This window comes from Myroides guanonis (assembly GCF_900114085.1).
Taxonomy (GTDB): domain Bacteria; phylum Bacteroidota; class Bacteroidia; order Flavobacteriales; family Flavobacteriaceae; genus Flavobacterium; species Flavobacterium guanonis.
Map to the genome: position 1 here is coordinate 147,960 of NZ_FORU01000001.1, position 25,250 is coordinate 173,209.

26 protein-coding genes are annotated in these 25,250 nt (G+C 31.5%); 25 read left to right on the plus strand and 1 reads right to left on the minus strand.

Annotation, left to right across the window (positions count from 1 at the left end; all coding sequences use genetic code 11):
• Positions 1-141 precede the first annotated feature (141 nt).
• Positions 142-867 carry a hypothetical protein gene (locus BM024_RS00710; RefSeq protein WP_090677536.1) on the plus strand — a complete coding sequence of 242 codons (726 nt, stop codon included), beginning with the start codon at positions 142-144 and terminating at the stop codon, positions 865-867.
• 492 nt (positions 868-1,359) lie between these two features.
• Here the strand turns inward: BM024_RS00710 and BM024_RS00715 are convergent, their stop codons facing one another.
• Positions 1,360-1,599, minus strand: coding sequence for a hypothetical protein (locus BM024_RS00715; protein ID WP_245753838.1), 240 nt, complete (start codon positions 1,597-1,599; stop codon positions 1,360-1,362).
• Between the two features lie 198 nt (positions 1,600-1,797).
• On the opposite strand from BM024_RS00715, the gene BM024_RS00720 reads away from it, so the two are divergent.
• From BM024_RS00720 to BM024_RS00835, 24 genes are all read left to right on the plus strand, one after another.
• Entirely contained in the window at positions 1,798-2,553 is a 756-nt protein-coding gene (locus BM024_RS00720) for a hypothetical protein (protein ID WP_090677537.1), read from the plus strand.
• On the plus strand, positions 2,553-2,993 hold the full coding sequence (locus BM024_RS00725) for a DUF5675 family protein (RefSeq protein ID WP_090677538.1): 441 nt from the start codon (positions 2,553-2,555) through the stop codon (positions 2,991-2,993). The genes BM024_RS00720 and BM024_RS00725 overlap by 1 nt, the downstream gene beginning before the upstream one ends.
• Positions 2,990-3,202: a hypothetical protein gene (locus tag BM024_RS00730; RefSeq protein WP_090677539.1), complete on the plus strand. Its 213-nt coding sequence runs from the start codon at positions 2,990-2,992 to the stop codon at positions 3,200-3,202. Before BM024_RS00725 ends, BM024_RS00730 begins: the two co-directional genes overlap by 4 nt.
• A 437-nt stretch (positions 3,203-3,639) precedes the next feature.
• On the plus strand, positions 3,640-4,011 hold the full coding sequence (locus BM024_RS00735; protein WP_090677540.1) for a four helix bundle protein: 372 nt from the start codon (positions 3,640-3,642) through the stop codon (positions 4,009-4,011).
• A 290-nt stretch (positions 4,012-4,301) separates the two neighbouring features.
• On the plus strand, positions 4,302-4,580 hold the full coding sequence (locus BM024_RS00740) for a helix-turn-helix transcriptional regulator (RefSeq protein WP_090677541.1): 279 nt from the start codon (positions 4,302-4,304) through the stop codon (positions 4,578-4,580).
• Between the two features lie 2 nt (positions 4,581-4,582).
• Entirely contained in the window at positions 4,583-5,848 is a 1,266-nt protein-coding gene (locus BM024_RS00745) for a type II toxin-antitoxin system HipA family toxin (protein ID WP_090677542.1), read from the plus strand.
• A gap of 511 nt (positions 5,849-6,359) precedes the next feature.
• Positions 6,360-7,478 carry a non-hydrolyzing UDP-N-acetylglucosamine 2-epimerase gene (wecB, locus tag BM024_RS00750; RefSeq protein WP_090677543.1) on the plus strand — a complete coding sequence of 373 codons (1,119 nt, stop codon included), beginning with the start codon at positions 6,360-6,362 and terminating at the stop codon, positions 7,476-7,478.
• Between the two features lie 63 nt (positions 7,479-7,541).
• On the plus strand, positions 7,542-8,750 hold the full coding sequence (wecC, locus tag BM024_RS00755; protein WP_090677544.1) for a UDP-N-acetyl-D-mannosamine dehydrogenase: 1,209 nt from the start codon (positions 7,542-7,544) through the stop codon (positions 8,748-8,750).
• 138 nt (positions 8,751-8,888) lie between these two features.
• On the plus strand, positions 8,889-9,944 hold the full coding sequence (gene rfbB / locus BM024_RS00760) for a dTDP-glucose 4,6-dehydratase (protein WP_090677545.1): 1,056 nt from the start codon (positions 8,889-8,891) through the stop codon (positions 9,942-9,944).
• Between the two features lie 115 nt (positions 9,945-10,059).
• Complete coding sequence (locus BM024_RS00765) at positions 10,060-10,422, plus strand: four helix bundle protein (RefSeq protein ID WP_090677546.1); 363 nt, start codon at positions 10,060-10,062, stop codon at positions 10,420-10,422.
• A gap of 147 nt (positions 10,423-10,569) precedes the next feature.
• Positions 10,570-11,442 (plus strand): glucose-1-phosphate thymidylyltransferase RfbA, encoded by an 873-nt coding sequence (rfbA, locus tag BM024_RS00770; protein ID WP_090677547.1) that lies wholly within the window; start codon positions 10,570-10,572, stop codon positions 11,440-11,442.
• Positions 11,443-11,710: 268 nt separating this feature from the next.
• Positions 11,711-12,505 carry a glucosamine-6-phosphate deaminase gene (nagB, locus tag BM024_RS00775; protein WP_090677548.1) on the plus strand — a complete coding sequence of 265 codons (795 nt, stop codon included), beginning with the start codon at positions 11,711-11,713 and terminating at the stop codon, positions 12,503-12,505.
• Between the two features lie 91 nt (positions 12,506-12,596).
• Complete coding sequence (locus tag BM024_RS00780) at positions 12,597-13,214, plus strand: hypothetical protein (protein WP_090677549.1); 618 nt, start codon at positions 12,597-12,599, stop codon at positions 13,212-13,214.
• A 216-nt stretch (positions 13,215-13,430) separates the two neighbouring features.
• Entirely contained in the window at positions 13,431-13,874 is a 444-nt protein-coding gene (locus BM024_RS00785) for an adenylyltransferase/cytidyltransferase family protein (RefSeq protein WP_090677550.1), read from the plus strand.
• 7 nt (positions 13,875-13,881) lie between these two features.
• A complete protein-coding gene (locus tag BM024_RS00790; RefSeq protein ID WP_143077693.1) occupies positions 13,882-14,805 on the plus strand; it encodes an NAD-dependent epimerase/dehydratase family protein in 924 nt (307 codons plus the stop codon).
• A 137-nt stretch (positions 14,806-14,942) separates the two neighbouring features.
• A complete protein-coding gene (locus BM024_RS00795; RefSeq protein WP_090677552.1) occupies positions 14,943-16,346 on the plus strand; it encodes a UDP-glucose 6-dehydrogenase in 1,404 nt (467 codons plus the stop codon).
• A gap of 12 nt (positions 16,347-16,358) precedes the next feature.
• Positions 16,359-17,651, plus strand: coding sequence for a nucleotide sugar dehydrogenase (locus BM024_RS00800; protein WP_090677553.1), 1,293 nt, complete (start codon positions 16,359-16,361; stop codon positions 17,649-17,651).
• Between the two features lie 100 nt (positions 17,652-17,751).
• Positions 17,752-19,137 (plus strand): lipopolysaccharide biosynthesis protein, encoded by a 1,386-nt coding sequence (locus tag BM024_RS00805; protein ID WP_090677554.1) that lies wholly within the window; start codon positions 17,752-17,754, stop codon positions 19,135-19,137.
• Entirely contained in the window at positions 19,130-20,212 is a 1,083-nt protein-coding gene (locus BM024_RS00810) for a polysaccharide pyruvyl transferase family protein (protein ID WP_090677555.1), read from the plus strand. Before BM024_RS00805 ends, BM024_RS00810 begins: the two co-directional genes overlap by 8 nt.
• Before the next feature lies 1 nt (position 20,213).
• On the plus strand, positions 20,214-21,602 hold the full coding sequence (locus BM024_RS00815; protein ID WP_090677556.1) for a hypothetical protein: 1,389 nt from the start codon (positions 20,214-20,216) through the stop codon (positions 21,600-21,602).
• 113 nt (positions 21,603-21,715) lie between these two features.
• Positions 21,716-22,513 carry a glycosyltransferase gene (locus tag BM024_RS00820; RefSeq protein ID WP_090677557.1) on the plus strand — a complete coding sequence of 266 codons (798 nt, stop codon included), beginning with the start codon at positions 21,716-21,718 and terminating at the stop codon, positions 22,511-22,513.
• Positions 22,482-23,597 (plus strand): hypothetical protein, encoded by a 1,116-nt coding sequence (locus tag BM024_RS00825; protein WP_090677558.1) that lies wholly within the window; start codon positions 22,482-22,484, stop codon positions 23,595-23,597. The genes BM024_RS00820 and BM024_RS00825 overlap by 32 nt, the downstream gene beginning before the upstream one ends.
• Positions 23,597-24,715 carry a glycosyltransferase family 4 protein gene (locus BM024_RS00830; protein ID WP_090677559.1) on the plus strand — a complete coding sequence of 373 codons (1,119 nt, stop codon included), beginning with the start codon at positions 23,597-23,599 and terminating at the stop codon, positions 24,713-24,715. Before BM024_RS00825 ends, BM024_RS00830 begins: the two co-directional genes overlap by 1 nt.
• Positions 24,712-25,248, plus strand: a complete 537-nt coding sequence (locus BM024_RS00835) for a CatB-related O-acetyltransferase (RefSeq protein ID WP_090677560.1) — start codon at positions 24,712-24,714, stop codon at positions 25,246-25,248. The genes BM024_RS00830 and BM024_RS00835 overlap by 4 nt, the downstream gene beginning before the upstream one ends.
• The last annotated feature ends 2 nt before the right edge of the window (positions 25,249-25,250 follow it).

Consider the following 25,250-nt stretch of genomic DNA (forward strand, 5'->3'; position numbering starts at 1 on the left):
TTTTACTAGAAGTCAGATGCCTGTCAAATGGCTGGCATGTAGGAGTATCACTATTTGATACCAGAAGTGTTAAAAAAGGGGAGGGCTAACAACCGAGATAATGGATTTTTATATTGCTGGCTAATTTTAAAGGTAAACAGTATGGCAATGCAAGATTCAAGAGGATTAATTCGTGGAGTAGTTGGCAATTTAGTTTTTCGAGTTATGAATGGAAAACAAGTAGTACAGCAACGATCAAAAGTTGACATTGTACCAAAGCGCACATTAGAAAATGCAAATCTCTTTGGGATTTGTAGCAAACAAGCTGCTATTGTTAGGACGAAATTAAAACCTTGGTTAGGAATGAATTATGATTCTAAAATGCCAGTTCGACTACAAGCAGGGTGTTATAAAATCTTAAAATCAAAGGAAAATCAAAAGAGAGAGATAGGGGATTTGTTTAGTGCAAATTTGTCGGGATTAAGTGGTTTTGAGTTTAATGTTAATTCGCCTTTTTCAAAATATTTCATATCTGATTTAAACGTTTCTGGAGATCTAAAAATTGGTTTAAAAGTGTATTTATCAAGTTTAGAAACTCTTTACGATTTGAGATACCCCAAAGACTGTGAGAGTGTGGATTTACATTTGATAATGCTTCATATTCCAAAGGGCAATGTATCGGGTTGCATTGTGGAAACGATTCAATGGACACTTTTAAAAAACAAACAGACTCAGGAAGAACGCAGTTTTCAAACACGTCCTATTCAAACGGAGGGAATTACATTGGTTATAGCTCAATTATTGTTTTTTAACAGTAGAAGTCAATTCGGTAAAGTATATGTTAATAACAAAAAATTACATCCGATGAAAATAGTGTATGCTAGGTGAATTTTTGCGTTTTTGCATTTTTGTTTCTTAATCCAATGCGCCTGCTGGCTCCGTCTCTATTTTAGTCTACTAGACTAAAACTTAACGCTCGGCCCTGCGTTTTTGCGATTAGCGATTAGCAGTTTGCAGTCAGCGATTAGCAATTAGCAATTAGCAATCAGCGATTAGCAGCTAACGATCAGCGATTAGCAGTTAGCGATCAGCGATTAGCAGTTTGCAGTCAGCGATTAGCAATTAGCAATTAGCAGTTAGCAGTTAGCGATCAGCGATTAGCAGTTAACGATTATCGATTAGCAGTCAGCGATTAGCGATTAGCAGTCAGCGATTAGCAATTAGCGGTCAGCAGTTAGCAGTTAGCAATTAGCGGTCAGCAGTTAGCAGTTAGCAGTTAGCGATCAGCAGTTAGCAGTTAGCGATCAGCGATTAGCAATTAGCGGTCAGCAGTTCGCAGTTAGCGATCAGCGATTAGCAATTAGCGATTAGCAAAAAAATCTATTTTAATTTTTCTTCAATCACTTCTTGAGGTATCCCCGTATAATCGCAAAATTCTTTAATACTTAAATATTGCCCCGATTTTTTATGATGGTAATCACGAATCGTTTTGTGGATTCTACAAGCTTGTCTATAGCTCTTGCCGGTAATAATAGCGATGTCTTTAGCGTAAATACAAATGCGATTTAAATGAAGTAACATAATAATTATTTTTTTCTCTAATATAGTAGACTTACGCATGTGATTTATAGCGAGCCTGTTTTTAACAGTTTGAATATCAGTAAATGGTGTTACATAGGACGTATGAAGACATATGAGGACAGTTGGTATTCTGTGTTCTAAATTCAGTGATGAAAACCCGCAAATTTGACCTGTAATCGAAAGACGTTGCAACGCTAATTATCGATTTCAAATTGTTTCATTTAAAAAATTAAGAACATGGCAAATCAAAAGGGAATTATCAAATTGAAAGGTACTATTGGAGATATTACTTTTTACAAATCTAAGGACGGGTATATGGCTCGTGAAAAAGGAGGTATAGATGCCAAGCGTTTCCATTCAGACCCTGCGTTTAAACGAACAAGAGAAAACGCGCAAGAATTCGGACATTCTGGAAAAATAGGTAGTTTAATACGCCGTGCTTTTCGCCCTGTTACTATGGGGATATCTGATAGTAAGTTGACAAGCCGTTTTGTAAAAGTATTGATGAGTGTGGTAAAAACAGATGCTGTGAATAATCGCGGAGATCGATTGGTTACAGGGGGTGTGATGAATTTGATGGAAGGGTTCGATTTCAATGTAAAGGCAAATTTAAAAAAGAGCTTTTTTAATAATTACGACATTCAATGGGATCGTACAACAGGAGAATCAAAAATAACTTTTGCTCCATTTGTACCTCAAGAGCATGTTGGGGTACCCAATGGAACTACACACTTCCGCATTGTAGCAGGATCGGCGAGTATTGATTTTGACACTCAGGTGTATGAGTTGAAATTAGACCGCTCTACAATTTTACCATGGGATCAAACGGAAATAGTCGATTTAGAGCTTATCGCGAGTTTAGCAGCTAACAGTACAAATCCTGTAATTACGGTATTGGGGATAGAGTTTTACCAAGAGGTGAACGGTGTAAATTATATGTTGAACAACGGAGGATTTAACGCTGCGTCCATAGTAAAAGTCGATCAGGTATAATGCCGATTGAAATAGAGCTACACCGGCTTTACCTCAAAGAAGCTACCCATGGTATATTGAGGATTAACGATCAGACGGTCTGTTTAACACTTGAACTACCATGGGTTTATAATCAATGTCAGATTTCCTGCATTCCAGAAGGACGCTATACTATGACAAAGCGATACAGCGATCGGTTTAAAGATCATTTACATATAGAAAAAGTGCCGAATCGCAGTTTGATCTTGTTTCATCCTGCGAACAATGCGCAACGTGAGTTAAAAGGGTGTATAGCACCTGTAAGTCAGTTTTTAGCTGAAGGATGGGGAAGTAGGTCGCGAGTAGCTTTTGAAAAGGTAAAGAAGCTTGTATTTCCATTATTAGAAAAAGGCGAGGTAGAATTAATTGTAAAACCAGCGGAAGAAGAATTTATCCGCTATATAAAAAACGAAAAAATATGAAGAAAATCGTAAGTCGGGTAAAAGCCCCAACCCCCAAGTTTTTTAAAACCATTCGAACCATTGGAATAACCTTAGCAGCAGTAGGAGGAGCGGTTATTGCAGCTCCCATTGCGTTGCCAACAGCCATTATTAGCGTGGCGGGTTATTTGATGGTTGCAGGAGGAGTGCTTTCCGCTGTGAGCCAGATAACTGTAGAAGAAGATATTTAGAAAGTGATAAGTGATCGGAAAACAGTGAACAGAAATGTTGTTTTTGAGATTTGATTTTAATTAGGGAACCTTGTAATGAGGTTCCTTTTTTTTGTTTCTTAACCCGACGCACCTGCTGGATCCGTCTCTATTTTAGTCTACTAGACTAAAACTTAACGATCGGCCCTGCTTTTTTGCAGTTTCGCGTTTTTGCGATTAGCAGTTAACGGTTTGCAGTTAGCGATTAGCGGTTAGCGGTTAGCGGTTTGCAATTAGCAAAAAAGCGATTAGCATTTAACGATTTGCGGTTAGCATTTAACGATTAGCAGTTAGCAGTTAGCGGTTTGCGATTAGCACAAAAGCGGTTAGCGATTAGCAGTTAGCAGTTAGCGGTTTGCGATTAGCAGTTAGCAATTAACAAAAAATGATTAAATTAGAACAACCCAAACCTAAAATATATGCATCAATTTTATTTTGAAAAGCTACAAGTGTGGCAAAATGCGAGACTATTTGTCAAAGATATTTACCTAGCCACGGCGGATTTTCCAAGTGATGAAAAATATGGGGTTATTTCACAACTGAGACGAGCGACAATGAGTATTGCTGCAAATATAGCTGAGGGGATGTCACGAACTACAGATAAAGATAAATTAAGATTTTTAAATCAGGCATATAGTTCCGGAATAGAGGTTGTTAGTTTTTTGATATTGTCTTTTGATTTAGATTATCTAATTTTAGATGTATATAATTATTTAAGAGAACAAGTTGAAAAAGTTACCAATCAAATTCTAGCTTTAAGTAAAAGGATTAAAATTGATATGAAGGAGTGAGATTGCTTTTTGCATTTTAGCAAAAAAAGCGATTAACGATTTGCGATTAACGATTAGCGATTAGCAATTAGCAGTTAACGATTAGCAGTTAACGATTAGCAGTTAACGATTAGCAGTTAGCAGTTTGCGATTAGCAATTAGCAATTAGCATTTAACGATTAGTAGAAAAGCGGTTAACGATTAGCGATTAGCAGTTAACGATTAGCAAAAAAGTCAAATAAAAGTATATTATAATTTACAATCTAAAGTAAATAGGTATATTTGTATAGTATAATATACAAAAATTGACAATGGAAGATATGTTTTTGTCCTTACAAAAACCTAGTGATGTAAGGAGTAAAATTGGAGAACTTGTGAAAGCTATGCGAAATTCTCGTTCTATGACACAACAAGAATTAGCAGAGAAACTCAACTTAACTCGGTTGACTATTCACAAGGTAGAGAATGGGAAAAACTTCAATATTGATACACTATTACTAATACTTCAATATTTTGATTTACTTTCTGTATTCTCAGATTTTATAGAAGAGCAACGGGTTCAATTTAAAGATTTTGGTTCATTTTATTGATTATGGCAAAGAACAATCTTATAAAAGTGTCTGTTTTTGGACAGGAAATAGGTACATTAGGATATGATGAAAAGGATGAAATCTCCTTTTTTCAATACAATCCTGATTTTTTGAAAAGCAATAGATTTACAAATATTTTTCCTATCCCGAATGTAATTAAAAGAACTACTCAGGTTCAGGTTTTTAAAAAATTTTCGGGAGAAACATTTCGATCTATTCCACCTGTTTTTGCTGATTCTTTGCCTGATATGTTTGGTAATATTATATTTAGAGAATGGCTGGAACTAAGTAAAGGAAGGCAAAAAGGAGTCACTGTTTTAGAACAGTTGGCATATGTTTCAAATAGAGGTATGGGGGCTCTTGAATATAGTCCAGCTAAAGAAATTCCAAAGAACTCTTCCATTGATATTAATGAGATAGTTGATGTTGTTAAAAAGGTTTTGAATCTCAAAGGAGAAAGTAGAGGAAGGGATTTGAATGAAGAATCTTTACTAAATGTTTTTAAGATTGGATCTTCTGCTGGGGGAGCGCGTCCTAAAATATTAATTTCAGAAAACAAACAGACAAAAGAGATTATACCGGGTGATTTGAATTTTTCAAATGATTATAATCACTATTTAGTTAAGTTAGATATAGGAGATGTTCCATATAGCAGAGAAGTTATTGAGTATTGCTATTATCTTACAGCTACAAGTTTAGGTTTAACTATGATGAAGTCATTTTTGATCGAAGGAAAGCATTTTGCAACTACAAGGTTTGATCGAATAAATGGAGAGAAAAAACATATTTTAACAGCAACTGGACTTACTGGATGGGACTTTAAATCTGCGGATGTATCAACATATGAGAATCTTTTTAATTTGGCGATTTATCTAAAGATACCGCATAGTCAGGTTGAAGAACTTTTTGCACGTATGGTTTTTAATGTTGTTTTTTGTAATACGGATGATCATCTTAAAAACCATAGTTTTGTTTATGATTCAGATAATGATTCTTGGAATCTTAGTCCTCTTTACGATGTTACCTATTCTCTAAATCCTTTAATTAATTATTTAAGAGTTTCACAAGCACTTTCTATCAACGGAAAGCGATCAGATATATCTTTAGAGGATATTATGACGATTGCAGATGCGTTTACTATCAAAGAAGCTCAGGGTTATATAAAAAGGAGTAATGAAGCAATTGACTTTTGGAGTAAAACTGCCCAAGAACAGGGAGTTCCTTCTAAAGTTTTAGAACGCATTAAAGGAGATTTTAGAGTTATTTGATTTTTAGCATTTTTGCGTTTTTGCGTTTTTGTGTTTTTGCGTTTTTGTTTCATAACCCGACGCGCCTGCTGGCTCCATCTCTATTTTAGTCTACTAGACTAAAACTTAACGTTCGGCCCTGCATTTTCGCGATTAGCAGTTAGCATTTAACGATTAGCGATTAACGATTTGCGATTAGCAATTAGCAATTAACGATTAGCAGTTAGCAGTTAGCAGAAAAGCGGTTAGCGATTAGCGATTAGCAAAAAAGCGATTAGCAGTTAGCAGAAAGCGATTTGCGGTTAGCAGTTAGCGATTAGCAGAAAAGCGGTTAGCGATTAGCGATTAGCAGAAAAGCGGTTAGCGATTAGCGATTAGCAAAAAAGCGATTAGCAGTTAGCAGTTAGCGATTAGCAAAAAGCTAAATAAAAAGGTTACTTTTGCTATTCTTACTAGAAAAGCCATAAAGAAACAGTGGTTTAAACTGTATGTTTATTGAATAGCTATCTAGAAGATATAGTGATAAATAAATATGAAGAAGAATTTAATTGTATTTGGAACCCGTCCAGAAGCTATTAAAATGGCTCCATTGGTTCAAGAGTTTAAAAAGCATAATGATAAATTTGAAACTCGTGTATGTGTAACAGCACAGCACCGAGAAATGTTAGATCAAGTATTGGAGTTTTTTGACATTGTTCCAGAATACGATTTGAATTTAATGAAACCCAATCAGAATTTATATTCGTTGACGGGAGATATCATTTTAGAGTTAAAAGAAGTATTGGAGGATTTTCAACCTGATTATGTATATGTTCACGGTGATACAACAACTACTATGGCAGCTAGTATTGCTGGTTTTTATTCCGGTGCACAGATTTGCCATGTAGAGGCTGGGTTGCGTACACATAATAAAAGAGCTCCTTTTCCTGAGGAAATCAATAGACAAATTACGGGGCGTATAGCAGATTATCACTTTGCTCCAACTACAGCATCTGAACAAAACTTACTCAAAGAAAATATTGATCCTAAAAGTATTTTGGTGACAGGAAACACAGTAATCGATGCTTTGATGGATAGTTCAAAACGCGTTGAAAATCTAGAAAATGCAGAAATAGAAAAACTGAAAGCATTGGTAGACCCAACAGCTAAATTGATTTTGGTCACAGGACATCGCCGAGAGAATCATGGAGATGGATTTATCAGAATTTGTGAAGCACTAAAGGAGATCGCATTGCAAAATAAGGATACTCAAATTATATATCCAGTTCACTTGAATCCGAACGTTAAGAAGCCAGTATATGAATTGTTGTCTGATATAAATAATATAAAATTAATTGACCCATTGGCATATCCTGCATTTGTTTGGTTGATGAATCAATCATATTTGATTATAACCGATTCTGGAGGAGTTCAAGAAGAAGCACCAAGTTTGGGTAAACCCGTATTGGTTATGAGAGAAACCACCGAGAGACCAGAAGCGGTAGAAGCAGGTACTGTGATTCTTGTTGGAACTAATAAAGAATTAATTATCAGTGAAGCGAATTCTTTGTTAACAGATAATTTGAGATACCAAACCATGACTGCTCTGCACAATCCTTACGGAGATGGAAAGGCATGTGAGAGAATAGTGGAATTTATAGTAAAATTGTAATTAAGCATTTTTGCGATTAGCGATTGGCAAAAAAGCAGTTAGCAAAAAAAAATAAAATAAAAAATGAGCGTAGTTACCATAGGATTAGGATACATAGGATTGCCAACATCGGCATTAATAGCACAAAATGGTATATCGGTGCATGGAGTGGATATTTCACAGCATGTAGTAGATACCATAAACGCAGGTAAAATACATATAGTTGAACCAGAATTAGATAAAGCTGTTGCTGAAGCGGTTTCTAAAGGGTTTTTAAAGGCAGATACGAAGCCAATTATAGCAGACACGTATTTGGTGGTGGTACCAACTCCTTTTAAGGGGGGACATCACGAACCTGATATTTCTTATGTAAAGGCAGCTACAACAGCAATTTTACCTCTTTTAAAAGAAGGAGATTTATATATTATAGAATCTACTTCTCCTGTTGGAACCACGGAGAAAATGATGGAGTATATTTTCACAGAACGCCCAGAATTAGCTGGTAAAATCTTTTTAGCTTATTGTCCAGAGCGTGTATTGCCTGGAAATGTGATGTATGAATTAGTTCACAATGATCGAGTAATCGGAGGAGTGAATGAAGCATCTACAGAAAAAGCAATCGCATTCTACAGCCAGTTTGTAAACGGTACGCTTCATAGAACCAATGCTCGTACAGCAGAGATGTGTAAATTGACAGAGAACTCATCTCGAGATGTACAGATTGCATTTGCCAATGAACTTTCTGTGATTTGTGATAAGGCAGGGATTAATGTATGGGAGTTGATAGCATTGGCAAACAAACACCCAAGAGTGAATATATTACAACCAGGTTGTGGAGTAGGCGGACATTGTATTGCTGTGGATCCTTATTTCATTACATCGGAATTCCCGATGGAATCACGCATGATTGCTCAGGCTCGTACAACGAATAACTACAAACCATTTTGGTGTGCAGAAAAAGTAAAAACAGCCCGTTTGGAATTCGAATTAAAGTTTGGATGTCAGCCATCCATCGCATTGATGGGATTGGCATTCAAACCGAATATTGACGATTTAAGAGAATCACCGGCGATTCATATCGTTGAACGCGTATTACAAGATTCAGGTGATGCAGATATGTATATAGTAGAACCGAATGTACACGATCATAAGGTGTTTAAATTGACAGATTATAAGGTTGCTGTTGAAAAAGCAGATATTGTTGTATTTTTAGTAGCTCATAATGAGTTTAAAGATTTAGAAATTTCAAACGACAAAGTGGTATTGGATTTTTGTGGAGTTTTTTTAAAGTAATAAGTAGATATGTTATAAAGTGATGGAGTTAAGAAGTGATGAAGTTAGGAAGTGATGTAGCTCTGCGTAACCTTATAACATCGTAACCTTGTAACAATTAGAAAAAGTTATGGTAGTTAGTAAAAAAACTTTATAAATATGAGTCTGAGTAAAAAGATATTAATTACAGGCGGAGCTGGTTTTATAGGTTCTCATGTTGTAAGACAATTCGTTTTAAATTATCCTAACTATCACATTTATAATTTAGATGCGCTTACGTATGCTGGTAATTTAGCGAATTTGAAGGATATCGAAAAAAGCACAAATTATACTTTTATAAAAGGAGATATAACAGACGAACAATTCATTGTAAATCTGTTTCAAGAATATCGTTTTGATGCGGTTATTCATTTAGCAGCAGAATCACATGTAGATCGGTCTATAACAGACCCGTTGGCTTTTGTACGAACGAATGTATTGGGAACAGTAAATCTTCTACAGGCTTTTAAAGGTTTGTGGCAAGGAAGTTTTGACGGTAAACGCTTCTATCATGTAAGCACAGATGAAGTATATGGTTCTTTGGGTGAAACAGGTTTCTTTTATGAGGATACTGCTTATGCACCAAATTCTCCATACTCTGCTTCTAAAGCGAGTTCAGATCATTTCGTTCGCGCTTATGGAGAAACATATGGTATGCCTTACGTTATTAGTAATTGCTCTAATAATTATGGTCCCAACCATTTTCCAGAGAAATTAATTCCGCTTTGTATTCACAATATTATCAATAATAAACCACTACCTATTTATGGTGATGGGAAGTTTACACGTGATTGGCTTTATGTTTTAGATCACGCGAGGGCTATTGATGATGTTTTTCATAAGGGAGAAAATGCTGAGACCTATAATATTGGTGGATTTAATGAATGGAAAAACATTGATTTAGTCAAGGAGCTTTGCAAACAAATGGATGGAGTGTTAGGAAGAATAGATGGTACATCTGAAAAACTAATAACATTTGTAAAAGATAGACCAGGGCACGATTTGCGTTATGCTATCGATGCAACCAAGATAAACAAAGATTTGGGATGGAGTCCTTCTGTAACCTTTGAACAAGGTTTGGCTAAAACCATCGCTTGGTATATGGACAATCAAGAGTGGTTAAATAATGTTACGAGTGGTGATTATCAAAAGTATTACGAAGAGCAATATAGGTAGGTTGTTATAAGGTGATGTAGTTAAGAAGTGATGTAGTTAAGAAGTGATTGAGTTATAAGTAATCTTATAACCTTATCACATCATAACCTTATAACAGTTAAAAAAACAAATACTCATGAAAATACAATCGCATAGAGATTTAAATGTCTGGCAGGAAAGCATGGACTTAGTTGAGAAGGTTTATTTGATAGTAAAAAACTTTCCAAAAGAAGAACTGTATGGACTGACTAGTCAAATAAAGCGTTCAGCTATATCTGTTCCGTCAAACATTGCCGAAGGAGCAGGTAGGAAAAGTAATCTAGAATGGATGCGATTTTTGTATATTTCTTTAGGATCTTTAAGTGAATTAGAAACTCAATTAGAATTAGGAGTTCGGTTGAAATTTATGGATGATGAAGTCATTTTGTTTGAACAAATTAAATATATTAGGAATATGCTTTCTAGATTAATAGAGAGCTTGAATAGAAAGAATGACTAGAAGGTGATGGAGATAGGAAGTGATGGAGATAGGAAGTGATGTAGTTAAGGAGTGATGGAGTTTTATGTAACCTTATCACAACATCACTTTATCACAATATAACCTTGTAACAACAAAAATCACCAAATCAACAAAAAAATTAAAAAAATGAAAGGAATAATATTAGCAGGTGGTTCGGGTACTCGACTACATCCCTTAACGCTAGCTGTTTCAAAACAGTTATTGCCTATCTATGATAAGCCAATGATATATTATCCCATGTCAGTTTTGATGTTGGCTGGAATTCGAGAGATATTGATTATTTCGACTCCACATGATTTACCTAACTTTAAAAAGTTGTTTGGAGATGGGAGTCAGTTGGGAATTTCTTTGAGTTATGCTGAGCAACCTAGTCCAGATGGATTGGCACAAGCTTTTATAATAGGAGAAGAGTTTATTGGTGAAGACGATGTTTGTTTGGTTTTAGGCGATAATATCTTTTATGGAGCAGGGTTAAAAAAGATGCTAAAAAATTCCATTGAAACAGTTGAAAAAGAAAGCAAGGCAGTTATTTTTGGATATTATGTGGAAGACCCAGAACGCTATGGAGTAGCGGAGTTTGACGAAAGTGGGAATGTTTTGAGTATCGTTGAAAAACCAAAAGAACCCAAGTCTAATTATGCGGTAATAGGATTGTATTTTTATCCCAATTCAGTAGTTCAATTAGCAAAAAAAGTAACCCCTTCAAATAGAGGAGAATTAGAAATAACATCTATTAATCAATCCTATTTAGAGCAAAACGAGCTTAAGTTAGAAACGATGAGTCGAGGTTTTGCGTGGTTGGATAATGGTACGCACGAGTCTTTAACAGAGGCAACTGAATTTGTAAAGGCAGTTGAGAAGCGTACGAGTTTGAAAATAGCTTGTTTAGAAGAAATTGCTATAACAAACGAATGGGTTACCAAAGAAGAAGTGAAATTCAATGTTGAAGGGTTAAAAGGAGATTATTATGAATACATCAAAAAGCGATTTGCGATGTAGTTAATAAGTGATGGAGTAGGAGATTCTGTATAACATCATAACAGTATAACCTTGTAACAAAATAAACAACCACAAAATGCGATTTTCTTAAAACAAAAACAGTTATTTTTTGTACTCTCGATGAAGAGTCATATATTTGGCGCTCATTAGAGAAATCTTTTGAAACAAAACAAACCCAAGTATTTATTAACGGAAAATAAAGCGTTCCACCTTTTTAAAAAGAATCAGATTTAGCCCCTGATGGAATGGTCTTTGGTATTAAGAATACATGACAAATTTTAAAACAGAAACTAGTATAGAAAACATATCAGTTTCGGTGTACGAAAATCAAATTAGTGCATCAATTTACGTAGCGCAACGCATTGCTGCAATTATTACGCATAAACAAAGCTTGGGACAGCATGCAGTTCTTGGACTAGCAACGGGAAATACTCCCATTCTTGTTTATAAAGAACTAGTGCGCCTACACCGAGAAGAGGGCTTATCTTTCCAAAATGTTATCACTTTTAATTTAGATGAATACTTTCCTATGCAGTCCACAGATGCTAATAGCTATGTGACGTTTATGCATACGCACTTATTCAATCATATCGATATTCCTTCAAAAAACATTCATATTCCTAATGGTATGCTTCCAATCGATGGTATTGCTGGATTTTGCGATACCTATGAACAACGCATTGCGTCTCTAGGAGGTTTGGACTTACAGCTTTTGGGAATCGGACTTACTGGACATATTGGCTTCAATGAACCTGGTTCTACTTTTGAATCAACGACTCGTTTGGTTACTTTAAACAGTCTTACTAGAGAAGTAGCTGTGGATGATTTCAACGGTTTGGAGAATGTACCCACACATGCTATTACTATGGGTGTGAGTACAATTGCACAGGCTAAAGAAATTTTACTATTGGCTTGGTCTCAAAAGAAAGCATCTATCATTCAACAAGCACTTCAGAATCCTATTTCGGCAGAAGTTCCAGCTACTTATTTACAACAACTTTCCAATGTGGAATTTGTGTTGGACAAAGAAGCGGCATCTCTTTTACAGATGATTAGTTGTTAGTTTTTCGATGTTAGATACTAGATGATAGACTTTCAAATACCTAGCAACCACTAACGACCAACGACCAACAACCACCAACAACTAAATAAACATGAAAAAATCGATAATTCTCATTGCTTTACTAACGGGATTATTTGTTTTAAATACGCAAGCACAAGACAATAAGAAATCTTTTCTAGATAGAACTAGATTTGAGTTTGGTGTGGGAGTTAATTTTCCATCAGAACCAAGAGAAGGAGTAGAGGTGAAGAATTATGCGGGTGTAGGTAGTCTTTATTGTGGAGCTATTTATGAGTTAAATGATTTGTGGGGAGTTAGAGGAACCTATGCTTATAATAAATTCGAGAACAAAGAAGATGTTAGTATGGGGTCGTTGCAACACAAATTTGTGGCTGAAGTAATGTTTGATGTTGTGGGAGCGATTGCCAAACAGAAAGAACAACGATTTGAATTGTATTTACACTCAGGAGCGGGATTGTCGATTGGAAGGAGTGAGTTGAAATCGGGAACAGACATGATGGGAGCCTTTCAAGTTGGGATATTACCAAATTATAAAATTAGTGATGCTGTTAGAGTTCATTTAGATTTGGTTTATGTGACGAATTTCAAACAAGATTATGGATATCACGGTGGATCTGCAAAATTCAACGGTAAATCCGCAACAGGAAGTTATTTGATTGCTAATATTGGAATAGCAGTTCAACTGTAAACTAGATTTTGAATTTTAGTTAACAGTGGCTAGTAGTTAGATGTTAGATAATCTAATTAGAAAAAACAGCAACCAATAACTAAAAACCAACAACTAGAAAAATTGCATAATTAAAATAAACGAGTACTTTTGTTATTCGTTATTAACGAACCAGAGGTTAATTAATTGGGGATGCTTTTTATCTCCTTGCGATTTGCTTCTTAGCTATTAAAAATTATGAAAATAGGAATTACATTTAGTGCATTTGACTTATTGCACGCAGGACATATAAAAATGTTGGAAGAAGCAAAGCGAGAGTGTGACTATTTGATAGTTGGTTTACAAACCGATCCAACATTGGACAGGCCAGAGAAAAACAGACCTACTCAGACAGTAGTAGAACGTTATATACAGTTGAAGGGATGTAAATTTGTAGATGAAATTGTTCCTTATGCTACAGAACAAGATTTAGAAGACGTATTGCGCTCTTTTAAAATTGACGTTCGAATTTTAGGAGACGAATATAAAGACAAAAACTTTACGGGTAGAGCTTATTGCGAAAGCAAAGGGATTGAGTTGTATTATAACCGTCGCGACCATAGATTTTCAAGCAGTGCACTAAGAAAAGAAGTTGCAAGTAAAGAAGCAGGCAAAGAGATATCAATTTCAAAAGCAAAATAGATTAATAGTGAAGCCAATTCGGTCATTTCAGCACATTCTTATTATTGGAGAAACACACTTTGTTGGAAAAACATTGGTGATTCAACTTTTAAATCAGTATTCTGATATAGAAATTTGGGTGACTGAATCGAGTGTTTTGAACGAAGTTGAAGATGATTTAAAGACTAGAATTCATTTGTTGAAAATTTCTAATAAGAAAGATTTTATTGATGCTTGGAGAGTCTATTCTTGGGATACGGTTTTGCACTTAGTGTCTAAGTATAAAGACAATTCAATAGAGTATAAATCAGCGCTTCATGACCAAAAAAGTTTATTAGGTGGAGCAATGCTAGAAATAGTTCAATCAACTCGTTTAGAGCCATTGTATGTAGAAATAGAAACCGATTGGGTGTTTGAGGATGAAGTTAGTGGAATAACAGAAGATGCAGAGGAAGTTAATGTGTTATTTTTGGAGAACTATACTAATCGAATAGGAATTGAGACCACTAATATACTTTCTAAAGATATGCAACCGAGTCATTGGATTTTTAGTTTTATAAAATCTTTAGAAAATAAAACAAGTTTTGGAGTACCCTGTGATGCTATGGTATTACGAGATTGGATAGCCCTAGAAGATTATTTAGAGGCTATTTGTGTGGTTTTAGCGAAAGGAGATGTAGGGAATCAGTATACTATAGTAGGATTTAATGAGTGGACGAATTATGATTTAATGTTGTTGATAGGTGCTACTTACGATAGATTAGAAGTAAGAGAAAATGGGGCTTTTAAATTCAAACTTTGCAATGAAAAGATTGGATGTAGAAAAAGTTATGAGGAAACCAAAATAGGATTGAGCTTTTTGTCTTTAGATAAGACTTTTAAGTCTAAATCTGTATATGATATAGTTGGAGAATTGATAGGAGTTCCTTTGTCATTGGTAACAAAAGGATAACATAAAATTCAGTTAGAAATAGATTGTTAAATTAATTATAACGAGTACTTTTGTTATTCGATTTTTAAAAACAATAAAAATGTATGTGCGATAAAAATGCACATTAATAAATAGAAAAGCTTAACCATTATTATATAATGAAAAAAATAGAGAGAATCTGTTGCATTGGAGCTGGTTATGTAGGAGGACCTACTATGGCGGTTATTGCGCAGAAAAATCCACAAATACATGTAACAGTAGTCGATATTAACGAGGCGCGTATCGCGGCTTGGAATAATGCTGATTTATCCAAATTGCCTATCTACGAACCTGGTTTAGATGAAGTAGTAGCAGAAGCAAGAGGACGCAATTTGTTTTTTGACACCAATGTAGACAAAGCCATAGATGAAGCTGATATGATATTTATATCGGTTAATACCCCAACTAAGACTTATGGAAAGGGTAAGGGTATGGCAGCTGACTTAAAATATATAGAGCTATGCGCAAGACAAATTGCACGTGTGGCAAAAACGGATAAAATAGTAGTTGAGAAATCAACACTACCAGTGCGTACAGCTCAAGCAATTAAACGCATTCTGGATCAAACAGGCAATGGAGTAAGTTATCAAATATTGTCGAACCCTGAGTTTTTAGCAGAAGGTACGGCTATACAAGATTTGATGAATCCAGACCGAGTTTTGATTGGAGGAGAAGAAAGCGATGCAGGAAGAGAAGCTATAGAGGCGTTAGCATCAGTTTACGGCGCTTGGGTACCTCAAGAACGTATCTTACGAACGAATGTATGGTCGTCTGAACTTTCTAAGCTTACAGCTAATGCATTCTTAGCACAGCGCGTATCATCTATCAATGCAATTTCGGAGCTTTGTGAAGCTTCTGGAGCAGATGTAAATGAAGTTGCTAGGGCTATTGGAACCGACAGTAGAATTGGCTCTAAATTTCTAAAAGCTTCTGTAGGGTTTGGAGGTTCTTGTTTTCAAAAAGACATTTTGAATTTAGTTTATATTGCTAAAACTTACGGTCTAGATGAAGTTGCTGACTATTGGGAGCAGGTAATTATCATGAATGACTTTCAAAAGCGTCGTTTTGCAGAACGTATCATAACCACTTTGTTTAACACGGTTAACGATAAGAAAATAGCATTTTTAGGTTGGGCATTTAAAAAAGACACTAACGATACCAGAGAATCTGCGGCTATTTATGTAGCGAATGATTTAATGGAAGAAGAAGCCCAGATACATGTGTTTGATCCAAAGGTAACGGAACAACAAATGCTGACTGATTTAGATTATCTAAATACACGTAGCAGTGGAGCAAACCGAAAGCATTTAACCGTTCACCAAGACCCGTATACCACATTAGAAAATGCACATGGTATTGCTGTTCTAACAGAATGGGATGAGTTCAAAACCTATGACTGGCAGAGAATTTATGACAAAATGCAAAAGCCAGCTTTTGTTTTTGATGGACGTAATATTTTAGATAGAAAGCAATTAGAAGAAATTGGATTTGAAGTGTATTCAATTGGTAAAGGAAGTTTATAATTAATAAAGTAGATGAATAAACAGTATAAAATCGCAGTAATCGGGCAAGGGTATGTAGGCTTACCATTGGCTATTGAATTTTCAAAACATTTTCCTGTTATAGGGTTTGACATCAATGAAGTAAGAGTCGCCGAATTGAATATAGGTGAAGATCATACTTTAGAAGCTGATTTAGAGCAATTGAACAAATCTTTAAAAATAGCTAAAGAAAATTCTTTTAGTTTAGGATATCAAGCCTCATATGATTTAGAGGTTCTAAAAACAGCGAATGTTTATATTGTTACTGTTCCAACGCCAATTGATGAATTTAACGCACCAGATTTACGACCATTGAGGTCAGCATCTAGCATGTTGGGTAAAATTTTGAAAGTGGAGGATATCGTAATATATGAGTCTACTGTTTTTCCTGGCTGTACGGAGGAAGTATGTGTTCCTCTATTGGAGCAATTTTCAGGTTTAAAATTCAATGAGGATTTCTATGTGGGTTATTCACCAGAGCGTATAAACCCAGGAGATAAGGTGAACACCTTAACTACGATTGTAAAAGTGACTTCTGGTTCTACACCAGAGAAAGCTATTGAAATAGATAATTTATATAAGACTATTATCAAGGCGGGAACGCATTTAGCACCGTCTCTAAAAGTAGCAGAAGCCTCTAAAGCTATTGAAAATGCACAACGTGATGTGAATATTTCGTTTGTGAATGAATTGGCATTGATATTTGATAGAGTAGGAATAGATACTAATGATGTTTTAGATGCGGCAGGTACTAAATTCAATTTTTTAAAATACAAACCAGGTTTAGTAGGGGGACATTGTATATCTGTAGATCCTTATTATTTAGCACACAAAGCAAGTCAACTAGGATATCACCCAGAGGTAATCTTATCAGGACGTAGAGTTAATGATAGAATGGCTTCATTTGTTGCGTCGAAAACGGTTCAATTGATGATAGAAAAAGATCATCATATCAAGGGAGCAAATGTTCTAATAATGGGGGTTACATTTAAAGAAAATTGTCCAGATGTTCGTAATACTAAAGTAGCGGATATCTATAAAGAACTTAGAAAATACGGTGTTGAAGTTGATGTATATGATCCATGGGCAGATTCATTAGAAGTTGCTGCAGAGTATAATATTGATATACTTAATGAGGAACCTTCTAAACAATATGAAGCTGTTATTGTTGCAGTTGCTCATAAACAATTTTTAAAATTGGATTTGAAACAATTGATGAAACCCAACGCAGTTGTATTTGATACAAAAGCTTGTTTAGATAGGGAATTAGTAGATAGTAGACTTTAGTTAAATAATAACAAACAATAGTAATAGATGTTGTTTTTTAACTAATAAAATAACACTAATGCTAGATTTTATTAAAAATATTTATAATGTTTAAAAGCGAATGACTAATTCCAAATTATTAAAAAACACCCTAATATATTCTTTTGGAACTATCGGTTCAAAAGCTGTTTCTTTTCTTTTGGTTCCTTTTTTGACATTTTATTTAAATAAAAGTGATTTGGGAACTTATGATTTACTTATGACATTAATTCTTTTATTAAGTCCAATAGTCTCATTTCAACTATCTGAAAGTATTTATAAATTTATAAGATTAGAAAAAGAAACTATTAAAATTAGAGAAATTGTATCTAATTCTATTATTTTATTATTTTTATCAATTTTATTGTTTGAAATAGTTTTCTTTATAATAAATATATTTGTAGAATATGAATATTTTTATTACTTTTCAATTTGTTTAGTTACTTCAATATTATTTCCCTTTTTCCAAAAACTAGCAAGAGCATTAGGAAATAATAAATTATTTACTATAATTGGATTACTTAATGCTTCAATAATTTTAATTGTAAATATTATATTATTAAAGTTTTTTAATTTTGGGTTAATTTCTCTTTTTTTGTCTCTAATTTTCTCTAATATGATATGTATATTAATATTAGTTTTTAGAACAAATGTTATTGGTGATTTTAATTTGAAATCTTTTGATAAGAATCTTATTAATAATTTATTAAAATATTCAATTCCTTTGGTACCAAATTCCTTGAGTTGGTGGCTTATTAATTCATCTGATAAATTTTTAATACTTGCTTTTTTAAGTATTGATGATAATGGAATCTACGCTATATCATCTAAATATCCAATAATATTAATTCTCATTAATTCAATATTTATTTTAGCCTTTCAAGATGAAAAGCTCCTTGAGAAGGATAATTCTAATTTGATTAATGAAGGTAGAATGTTTGATAAATACATTAATTTTCAATTTTCATTAGCTTTACTTTTTATTACATTATCTAAATTCATGGTTTTATTTACAGTTGCCTCTGATTATATTAAAGCATATGAAGCAATGATGTTCCTCTTTGTAGGAGTTGTATTTTCTTCATTATCTAGTTATTTGGGTGTTTATTTAATGAGAGAGTTAAGTACAAAAGAAATTTTAAAATCAAGTTTAATAGGTGGTGTTATTAATGTATTATTTGTGTTGTTATTTATAAAATATCTTGGGGTATTAGCATGCGCATTAGGATCTATAGTAAGTTTTTTTGTATTATTTTATTACAGATATTTATATTTAAATAGAAAATACTTTTTTTTAGTGAACTTGAAAAAAATAATTATGTTAACTACAGTAATAATTGTTATTATTTCATTTATAATAAGTTTTGATAACAATATTTTTATAATCTTCTTGATTACACTTTCAGCTATTATTTTCTTTATTGTTAACAAACATTTAATTAACATTTTTATTAAAAAATATGTGTAAGAAAATATTAATAATTAATCAGGGATATATTAGAAATAATTTAGGGGATCAAGCAATAAGAGTAGCTTTAAATAAATATTTTAAAGAGAAATACTATGAAATTGAATGGAGTTTTTTGACTAAGCCAAGTAGTATTAAAGAAGCATTACCAAAAGAAAATTATATTGTTAATGAAAGGGTTGAAACGCAAAAAAGAGTTACTAACATATTATTTGTAGTTGCTGGAATAATTAAATGGATTCTTTTAAATATTTCACATATTAAAAGAAAATGTAAAAATGAATATGATTATGTAATAATAGGTGGAGGTCAATTATTTAATTCATCTAATAGTTATTACCCACATTCATTTTCTTATAGTATTTTTTTGTGGACTTTTTTTTCAAAAAAATATAAAAATAAAATTATTTTTTTAGGTATTGGTTGTAATAATAAATTTAATTTTTTAGAGAGATATTTTTATAAAAAATCTCTGAATAAAGCATCAAAAGTTATTTGTAGAGATATTTATAGTAGCAGAGCTTTATTAAATGATTTTAACATAATTTCCGAGATTCTACCTGACGTTGCTTTTTATGATTATGAACTAATAGATTCTACTAAAACTGTTAAGGAATTTTTCTCTTTGAGTATATATTGCTACAGTGAGTTTGATTCGAACTTTAATAAAGAAAAAATAAATAAGGAAGAATACTATTATAAATGGATTAAAATACTTCAGAATGAATTAAAAGAAGATGAGGAAATTCATTTGTTTTCTACTACATCAACAGATTATAACGAAAATATTTGTTTTCTTGAGCATTTAAAAGAAAAAGGATTATTTAATGATCGAAAAATTGTAGTTCACGATATTACAGATTTGGAAAAACTTTCTAAACTTTTTCAAAGGTCAAGAAAGGTGTTATCTGCTAGGATGCACGCTTTATTAATTGCCTATAAAAGCCATTCGGAGCTTTTAGTATTTGAGATTTCAGATAAATTAAAAACTTTTAATAAAGAATATATTTCTAGCAGCGCTAGCCCTGGATTATTTAAGCAAAAGATTAAAAAGCAATTAGATATTTACTTTTAAAATGGTGATACATACTTTTTTAATAAAACATAAAATATTATTTCAGTTAATATTAATTTTTATATCAACATTAATATCATTGTTTACTGAAAATTTAGCAGTTTTAGGTTTCACTGTTTTATTTTTTATGATGGGATTATTTTTGATAAATAGATTAAATGGAAGGTCTAAAGATGATGTTTCATTATTCTCATTCATTTTCCTGATTTATTATTTATATGCGTTTGTAACTGATTATGTCTATATAGTAGATTTTAGAACAGACTTTTTTTATGCTTTAGATAGTACTAAGTTTTTTGGCTTAGCTTATGATCTTAATAATGCTAAAGCTGGTTTAGATTCTTATTTATTTGAATATAGGTTTTCATTTGGTTATGGATATTTAGTTTATTTTTTCAATTTATTTTCAAATATATTAGGTGGTTACCCTACATCTTTTCTACATAAAATACATATTGTTTTTCTAAACTCTTCTGTAATAGTATACACTTATATTTTAGCTAAGAGGTTATTGCGCGAAATAGATGTGGTAATATTATTTAATTATATATTTATTTTTGCATTATTATCTCATTTTTTTGTTTTTTCTGCAATATTAATTCGTGATATACATATTGTATTTTTATATTTACTAGCATTTATTATATTGACGAAGAAAAATAGTATATTTAATTTAATAGTATTAATTTTAATTTGTTTTTTAATATTTCAGTTTAGAATAGTTAATGGAATATTTTCTTTAATATTTATTCTGACTTTTTTTTATAAATTTATATTAAGGAAAAAGAATAAAACACAAAAAAAGATATTAACTGTTCTAATATTGCTTATTGGTATTGCTGTAGTGTTTTCTAGTAGTAGCTTGATTGATTTAGGCGAAATTGAGCGTAAAGCCGAGGGTTATTCAGATTACCATGACCAAGTTCTAAAAGAAGGAAGTGGATTTGCAAAAACAGTCTATAACCTACCAGTAATAGTCAGACCATTTGCTTTTATATTTCTATCTCAAATTACACCTTTACCTGCTACTCAGGCTATTTTTGTAAATACTATTCGAGATAATCAATTATTATTATTTCCTTTGATTTTTTCAACAATATTTTGGATTTATATTGATATAATAATTTTGTTAAATTTTTATAAAAGAAAATTTTTAAAACAAACAAATTCTTTATTAGGAGTGTTTGTTATAATTTCTCTTGTTTTTTTATTTGCTACTTCCAGTTCTTCACCTGAATTTAGACGTTTATTGCCTGTTTATCCAATAATGTATATTTACTTTATATTTATTTATAATAAATTGAGTAGTTCTTATAAGAAAAAGGTTTTAACTGTGTATTTTTTAATTTATGTACTAATAAGTATTTTTATATTTTATTTGAAATTATGATAGATTTTTTTGATCATTACTACTCTTCATTGAGAAAAAAAAACAGACAACAATCCTTTTTAAGATATCTTACACGAAGTATTTGTAATATAATATTACCAATTTATCTTCAAATGAAGAAAAAGGAAATTATTTTGCCTAAAAACGATGGATTAGAGATAATTGTTTCTATTACATCCTTTCCGCAAAGGATACCAAAAATTTGGTTGGTTATTGAGTGTATATTAAAACAAAAATCATTACCAAATAAAATTATTCTATGGCTTTCTAAAGGACAGTTTCCTAATGAAATGGAAGATCTACCAAGAAGTTTAACAAAATACGTGGAAAGCAATGTTCTTGAAATTGTATTTTTGGATGAAGATATTAGGTCACATAAAAAGTACTATTATGCTTTTCAAAAATTTCCAAAAGATGTAATTATAACACTTGATGATGATATTTATTATCCTTCAAATATTATATCTGACTTATTAAAAACACATAAAAAACACCCTAATACAATTTGTTGCCACAGAGCACACACAGTAACAAAAAATAAAAATAATAAATTAGAAAGTTATACTTTATGGGAAAAAAATTATGGAAAATTTGGTCCGTCTTTTAAAATTTTTCATACGAGCGGAGGTGGTACATTATATAAAAAAGAAATGTTTAATGAAGAAGTATTAAATAAAGAAGTATTTAAAAAATTAAGCTTTTATGCTGATGATGTTTGGTTAAATATAATGGCTCAATTGTCAGGTACTAAAACAATTAAAACAAATTATTTTTCAAATCTAATTCCTATTTATGACAAAAAAGCTATATTTAAATTGAGTGTTGAGAATCTGGGTAAAAACGGTAATGATATCCAATTGAAAAATTTAATTAAGTATTATGAAATTAATGAAGATAAAGTTTTTGAATGAATCCAATCATATTTTGAAAGTGTTTTTTTTATTCGTAAGTCTATCTATTTATTCACAAAATAAAAATACTTTTGATTCAAATCTAAATAATTCTTTAAATTTTAATTTAGATAAATTTAAAGAAATGTCTAAAAGTAACAATGCATATAATTTTATGACATTAGGTTATTTTATAAATGCAAATAATAACATGTACCTAAAATCGGGTGATATATTATATTTATATAATAATCTTGAGATAATAAAGCCAATTCTTATAGATAGTAGTAGTGTAAATAATTACAATAAAAATAAATGGAAAATGAATGTGTCAAAGAATAATCAAAATGCAATAGTAAATGGACGGGAGCATTTAATTTCTGAAGGTTATTTTTTTAGATACATTGGTGAGTTTTTAGATATTATTTCGGAAAATAATATTTTCATTCAATATCAATCATCTATATGTAGTGGATTGATAAATTCTTTTAGTAAATGGAAAGATAAAAGTTTTAAACAGTATGGTGATTATTCATTGCTATTCCACCAACGATTACACATTGGAGCAAATTGGGCTATCGTGGCTTTATATTTGAATAAATTCGATTCTAAAAATAGTAAAGACTACATGACTTTTATAAATATATTTGATAATCAGTTAGAAAAAGCTTTGCAGTTAAAGGAAGAAAATGGACAAAAATTTTATGTATGGAGTAGTTCTTATCCAGAGAAGTTTTGTAAGGCTTTAAAAAACATTAAAAACTATAGCACTCTTATACAAGATGTGTCACATGGTAATCATGTGGTATTATATTTGCTTAAATCTAAAGAACTAAAAAATAGGAATTGGACAGAATTTAATTTCAGTTATTTAATTAATACACTTAAAATAAAAATTTTAAAACCGCACAATATATCAGATAATGTAGATGGAACTTTTGAAAATAATGGAAAAAGTACAGGCTGGAAAATATCTGATGGATGGTATAAACTAATTTATATGGATAAATCTTTATATCCAATTTTTCAAAATAGTTTAAAAATTCATCAAAATAATATCAAGAATTCTTTTCTTGAATCACAATTTAATTCGATTTATTTATAATGATTTTACATATTACTAATGATTATAATCTAACAAAGGTTCATAAGCAACTATATACTAATTTAGATCTCTTAGGTTTTGAGCAGAAAGTTTACATTCCATTAAGGGATAATAATAAGATTGGTAAAAATCATTTTGAATTTAATTGCAATAATTCATCTTTTGTTTATTCTGAAAAAATTAATATTTTACATAAGATAATTTTTCCATGGAAAATATTGAATTTATATAAGTGCTTAATCAAGCAAATTGATGTTAAACAAATTGAATTAGTACACGCGACTACTTTATTTAGTGATGGCGCAGTAGCATATAAATTATTTAAAAATTTTAATATTCCTTATATAGTTGCTGTTAGAAACACAGATATCAATTTTTATTTTAAGAGAAGAAAAGAATTAACGGCGCTTGGAATAGATATTCTTAAAAATGCTAACAAAATTATCTTTATAAGTGAATCAAATAAAAAAAGTTTTTTAGATTTAAATCCTATTAAATGTATATATTCTGAAATTGTTTCTAAAATTATTGTGTTGAATAATGGGATAGATGATTTTTGGATTAAGAATATTCAACCTTATAAAAATAACCAAAGTGAATATACTTTTTTATTTATTGGAAGGTTTGACAAAAATAAAAATATTGAGAATTTAATTAAAGGGTTAAAATCTTTTAAAGAAAAACATAATCTTGCAATTAGATTGAATGTGGTGGGTGGTCAAGGAGTAAATCATTTTAAAGTTTTAAAAGTAATTGAAGCAAATAAGTGGATTAAGTATTATGGTGAGGTTTATGATAAAACTGAATTACATAAAATTTTCATGAACAGCAATTATTTTACAATGATTTCACATATGGAGACTTTTGGTTTAGTATTTATCGAAGCATTAAGTCAAGGTAAGTCTATTTTATTTACTAAAAATCAGGGTGTCGACGGTATGTTTGATTTTGAAGTAGGAGAAAGTGTAGATTCTAAAAGTATAGAGAATATTTCAAATCAATTAGAAAAATTAGTTTCAAAAAAATATGAATCAATTAGAGAGATTGATTTTAATAATTTTACGTGGAGTGAAATTGCTTTAAAATATAAACAGATATATAAAGAAATTATAAAATGAGAAAATACTATTTTCTAATATTATATATTTTAAGAATTCCTTTAAATTATATAAAAAAGAATAGAATTCATTATTCTACTAGAGTTTCAAATAACAATAAAATTTCAAATACATGTATTGGTAAGTATTGTTATTTAGCATGTAATATTGTTATGAATAACACTAATATAGGAAACTATTGTTCAATTGCTCCTGGTGTGCAAATAGGAGGTATGGAGCATCCTTTTTGGTGGCATTCAACATCAACATTTCTTAGTAATAAAGCAATTGCTAATAAAAAAACAAATATAGGTAATGATGTATGGATAGCTGCAGGATCTATTATAAAACAAGGGGTTACAATTGGAGACGGTTCTGTTATTGGAGCAATGTCATTTGTTAATAAAGATGTTCCTCCAAATTCAATTGTTTTTGGTAATCCCGCAAAATTTTATAAAGAAAGAATGCCCCCAGATATTTTTAATCATTTAAAAGATTCTGAATTCTGGTTAAAAGATCCAATTGATGCAAAAAAAATATTAGAAAATATATAATT

Excerpts from the sequence above, each read along its gene's own strand:
- BM024_RS00720 (WP_090677537.1), top strand. The coding sequence starts at position 1,798 with ATGGCAAATCAAAAGGGAATTATCAAATTGAAAGGTACTATTGGAGAT.
- rfbB (WP_090677545.1), top strand. The coding sequence starts at position 8,889 with ATGAGTCTGAGTAAAAAGATATTAATTACAGGCGGAGCTGGTTTTATA.
- rfbA (WP_090677547.1), top strand. The coding sequence starts at position 10,570 with ATGAAAGGAATAATATTAGCAGGTGGTTCGGGTACTCGACTACATCCC.
- BM024_RS00785 (WP_090677550.1), top strand. The coding sequence starts at position 13,431 with ATGAAAATAGGAATTACATTTAGTGCATTTGACTTATTGCACGCAGGA.
- BM024_RS00810 (WP_090677555.1), top strand. The coding sequence starts at position 19,130 with ATGTGTAAGAAAATATTAATAATTAATCAGGGATATATTAGAAATAAT.
- BM024_RS00725 (WP_090677538.1), top strand. The coding sequence starts at position 2,553 with ATGCCGATTGAAATAGAGCTACACCGGCTTTACCTCAAAGAAGCTACC.
- wecB (WP_090677543.1), top strand. The coding sequence starts at position 6,360 with ATGAAGAAGAATTTAATTGTATTTGGAACCCGTCCAGAAGCTATTAAA.
- BM024_RS00715 (WP_245753838.1), bottom strand. The coding sequence starts at position 1,599 with ATGCGTAAGTCTACTATATTAGAGAAAAAAATAATTATTATGTTACTT.
- BM024_RS00795 (WP_090677552.1), top strand. The coding sequence starts at position 14,943 with ATGAAAAAAATAGAGAGAATCTGTTGCATTGGAGCTGGTTATGTAGGA.
- wecC (WP_090677544.1), top strand. The coding sequence starts at position 7,542 with ATGAGCGTAGTTACCATAGGATTAGGATACATAGGATTGCCAACATCG.
- nagB (WP_090677548.1), top strand. The coding sequence starts at position 11,711 with ATGACAAATTTTAAAACAGAAACTAGTATAGAAAACATATCAGTTTCG.
- BM024_RS00765 (WP_090677546.1), top strand. The coding sequence starts at position 10,060 with ATGAAAATACAATCGCATAGAGATTTAAATGTCTGGCAGGAAAGCATG.
- BM024_RS00815 (WP_090677556.1), top strand. The coding sequence starts at position 20,214 with ATGGTGATACATACTTTTTTAATAAAACATAAAATATTATTTCAGTTA.
- BM024_RS00820 (WP_090677557.1), top strand. The coding sequence starts at position 21,716 with ATGAAGAAAAAGGAAATTATTTTGCCTAAAAACGATGGATTAGAGATA.
- BM024_RS00830 (WP_090677559.1), top strand. The coding sequence starts at position 23,597 with ATGATTTTACATATTACTAATGATTATAATCTAACAAAGGTTCATAAG.
- BM024_RS00835 (WP_090677560.1), top strand. The coding sequence starts at position 24,712 with ATGAGAAAATACTATTTTCTAATATTATATATTTTAAGAATTCCTTTA.
- BM024_RS00710 (WP_090677536.1), top strand. The coding sequence starts at position 142 with ATGGCAATGCAAGATTCAAGAGGATTAATTCGTGGAGTAGTTGGCAAT.
- BM024_RS00800 (WP_090677553.1), top strand. The coding sequence starts at position 16,359 with ATGAATAAACAGTATAAAATCGCAGTAATCGGGCAAGGGTATGTAGGC.
- BM024_RS00780 (WP_090677549.1), top strand. The coding sequence starts at position 12,597 with ATGAAAAAATCGATAATTCTCATTGCTTTACTAACGGGATTATTTGTT.
- BM024_RS00740 (WP_090677541.1), top strand. The coding sequence starts at position 4,302 with ATGGAAGATATGTTTTTGTCCTTACAAAAACCTAGTGATGTAAGGAGT.
- BM024_RS00730 (WP_090677539.1), top strand. The coding sequence starts at position 2,990 with ATGAAGAAAATCGTAAGTCGGGTAAAAGCCCCAACCCCCAAGTTTTTT.
- BM024_RS00825 (WP_090677558.1), top strand. The coding sequence starts at position 22,482 with ATGAAATTAATGAAGATAAAGTTTTTGAATGAATCCAATCATATTTTG.
- BM024_RS00745 (WP_090677542.1), top strand. The coding sequence starts at position 4,583 with ATGGCAAAGAACAATCTTATAAAAGTGTCTGTTTTTGGACAGGAAATA.
- BM024_RS00805 (WP_090677554.1), top strand. The coding sequence starts at position 17,752 with ATGACTAATTCCAAATTATTAAAAAACACCCTAATATATTCTTTTGGA.
- BM024_RS00735 (WP_090677540.1), top strand. The coding sequence starts at position 3,640 with ATGCATCAATTTTATTTTGAAAAGCTACAAGTGTGGCAAAATGCGAGA.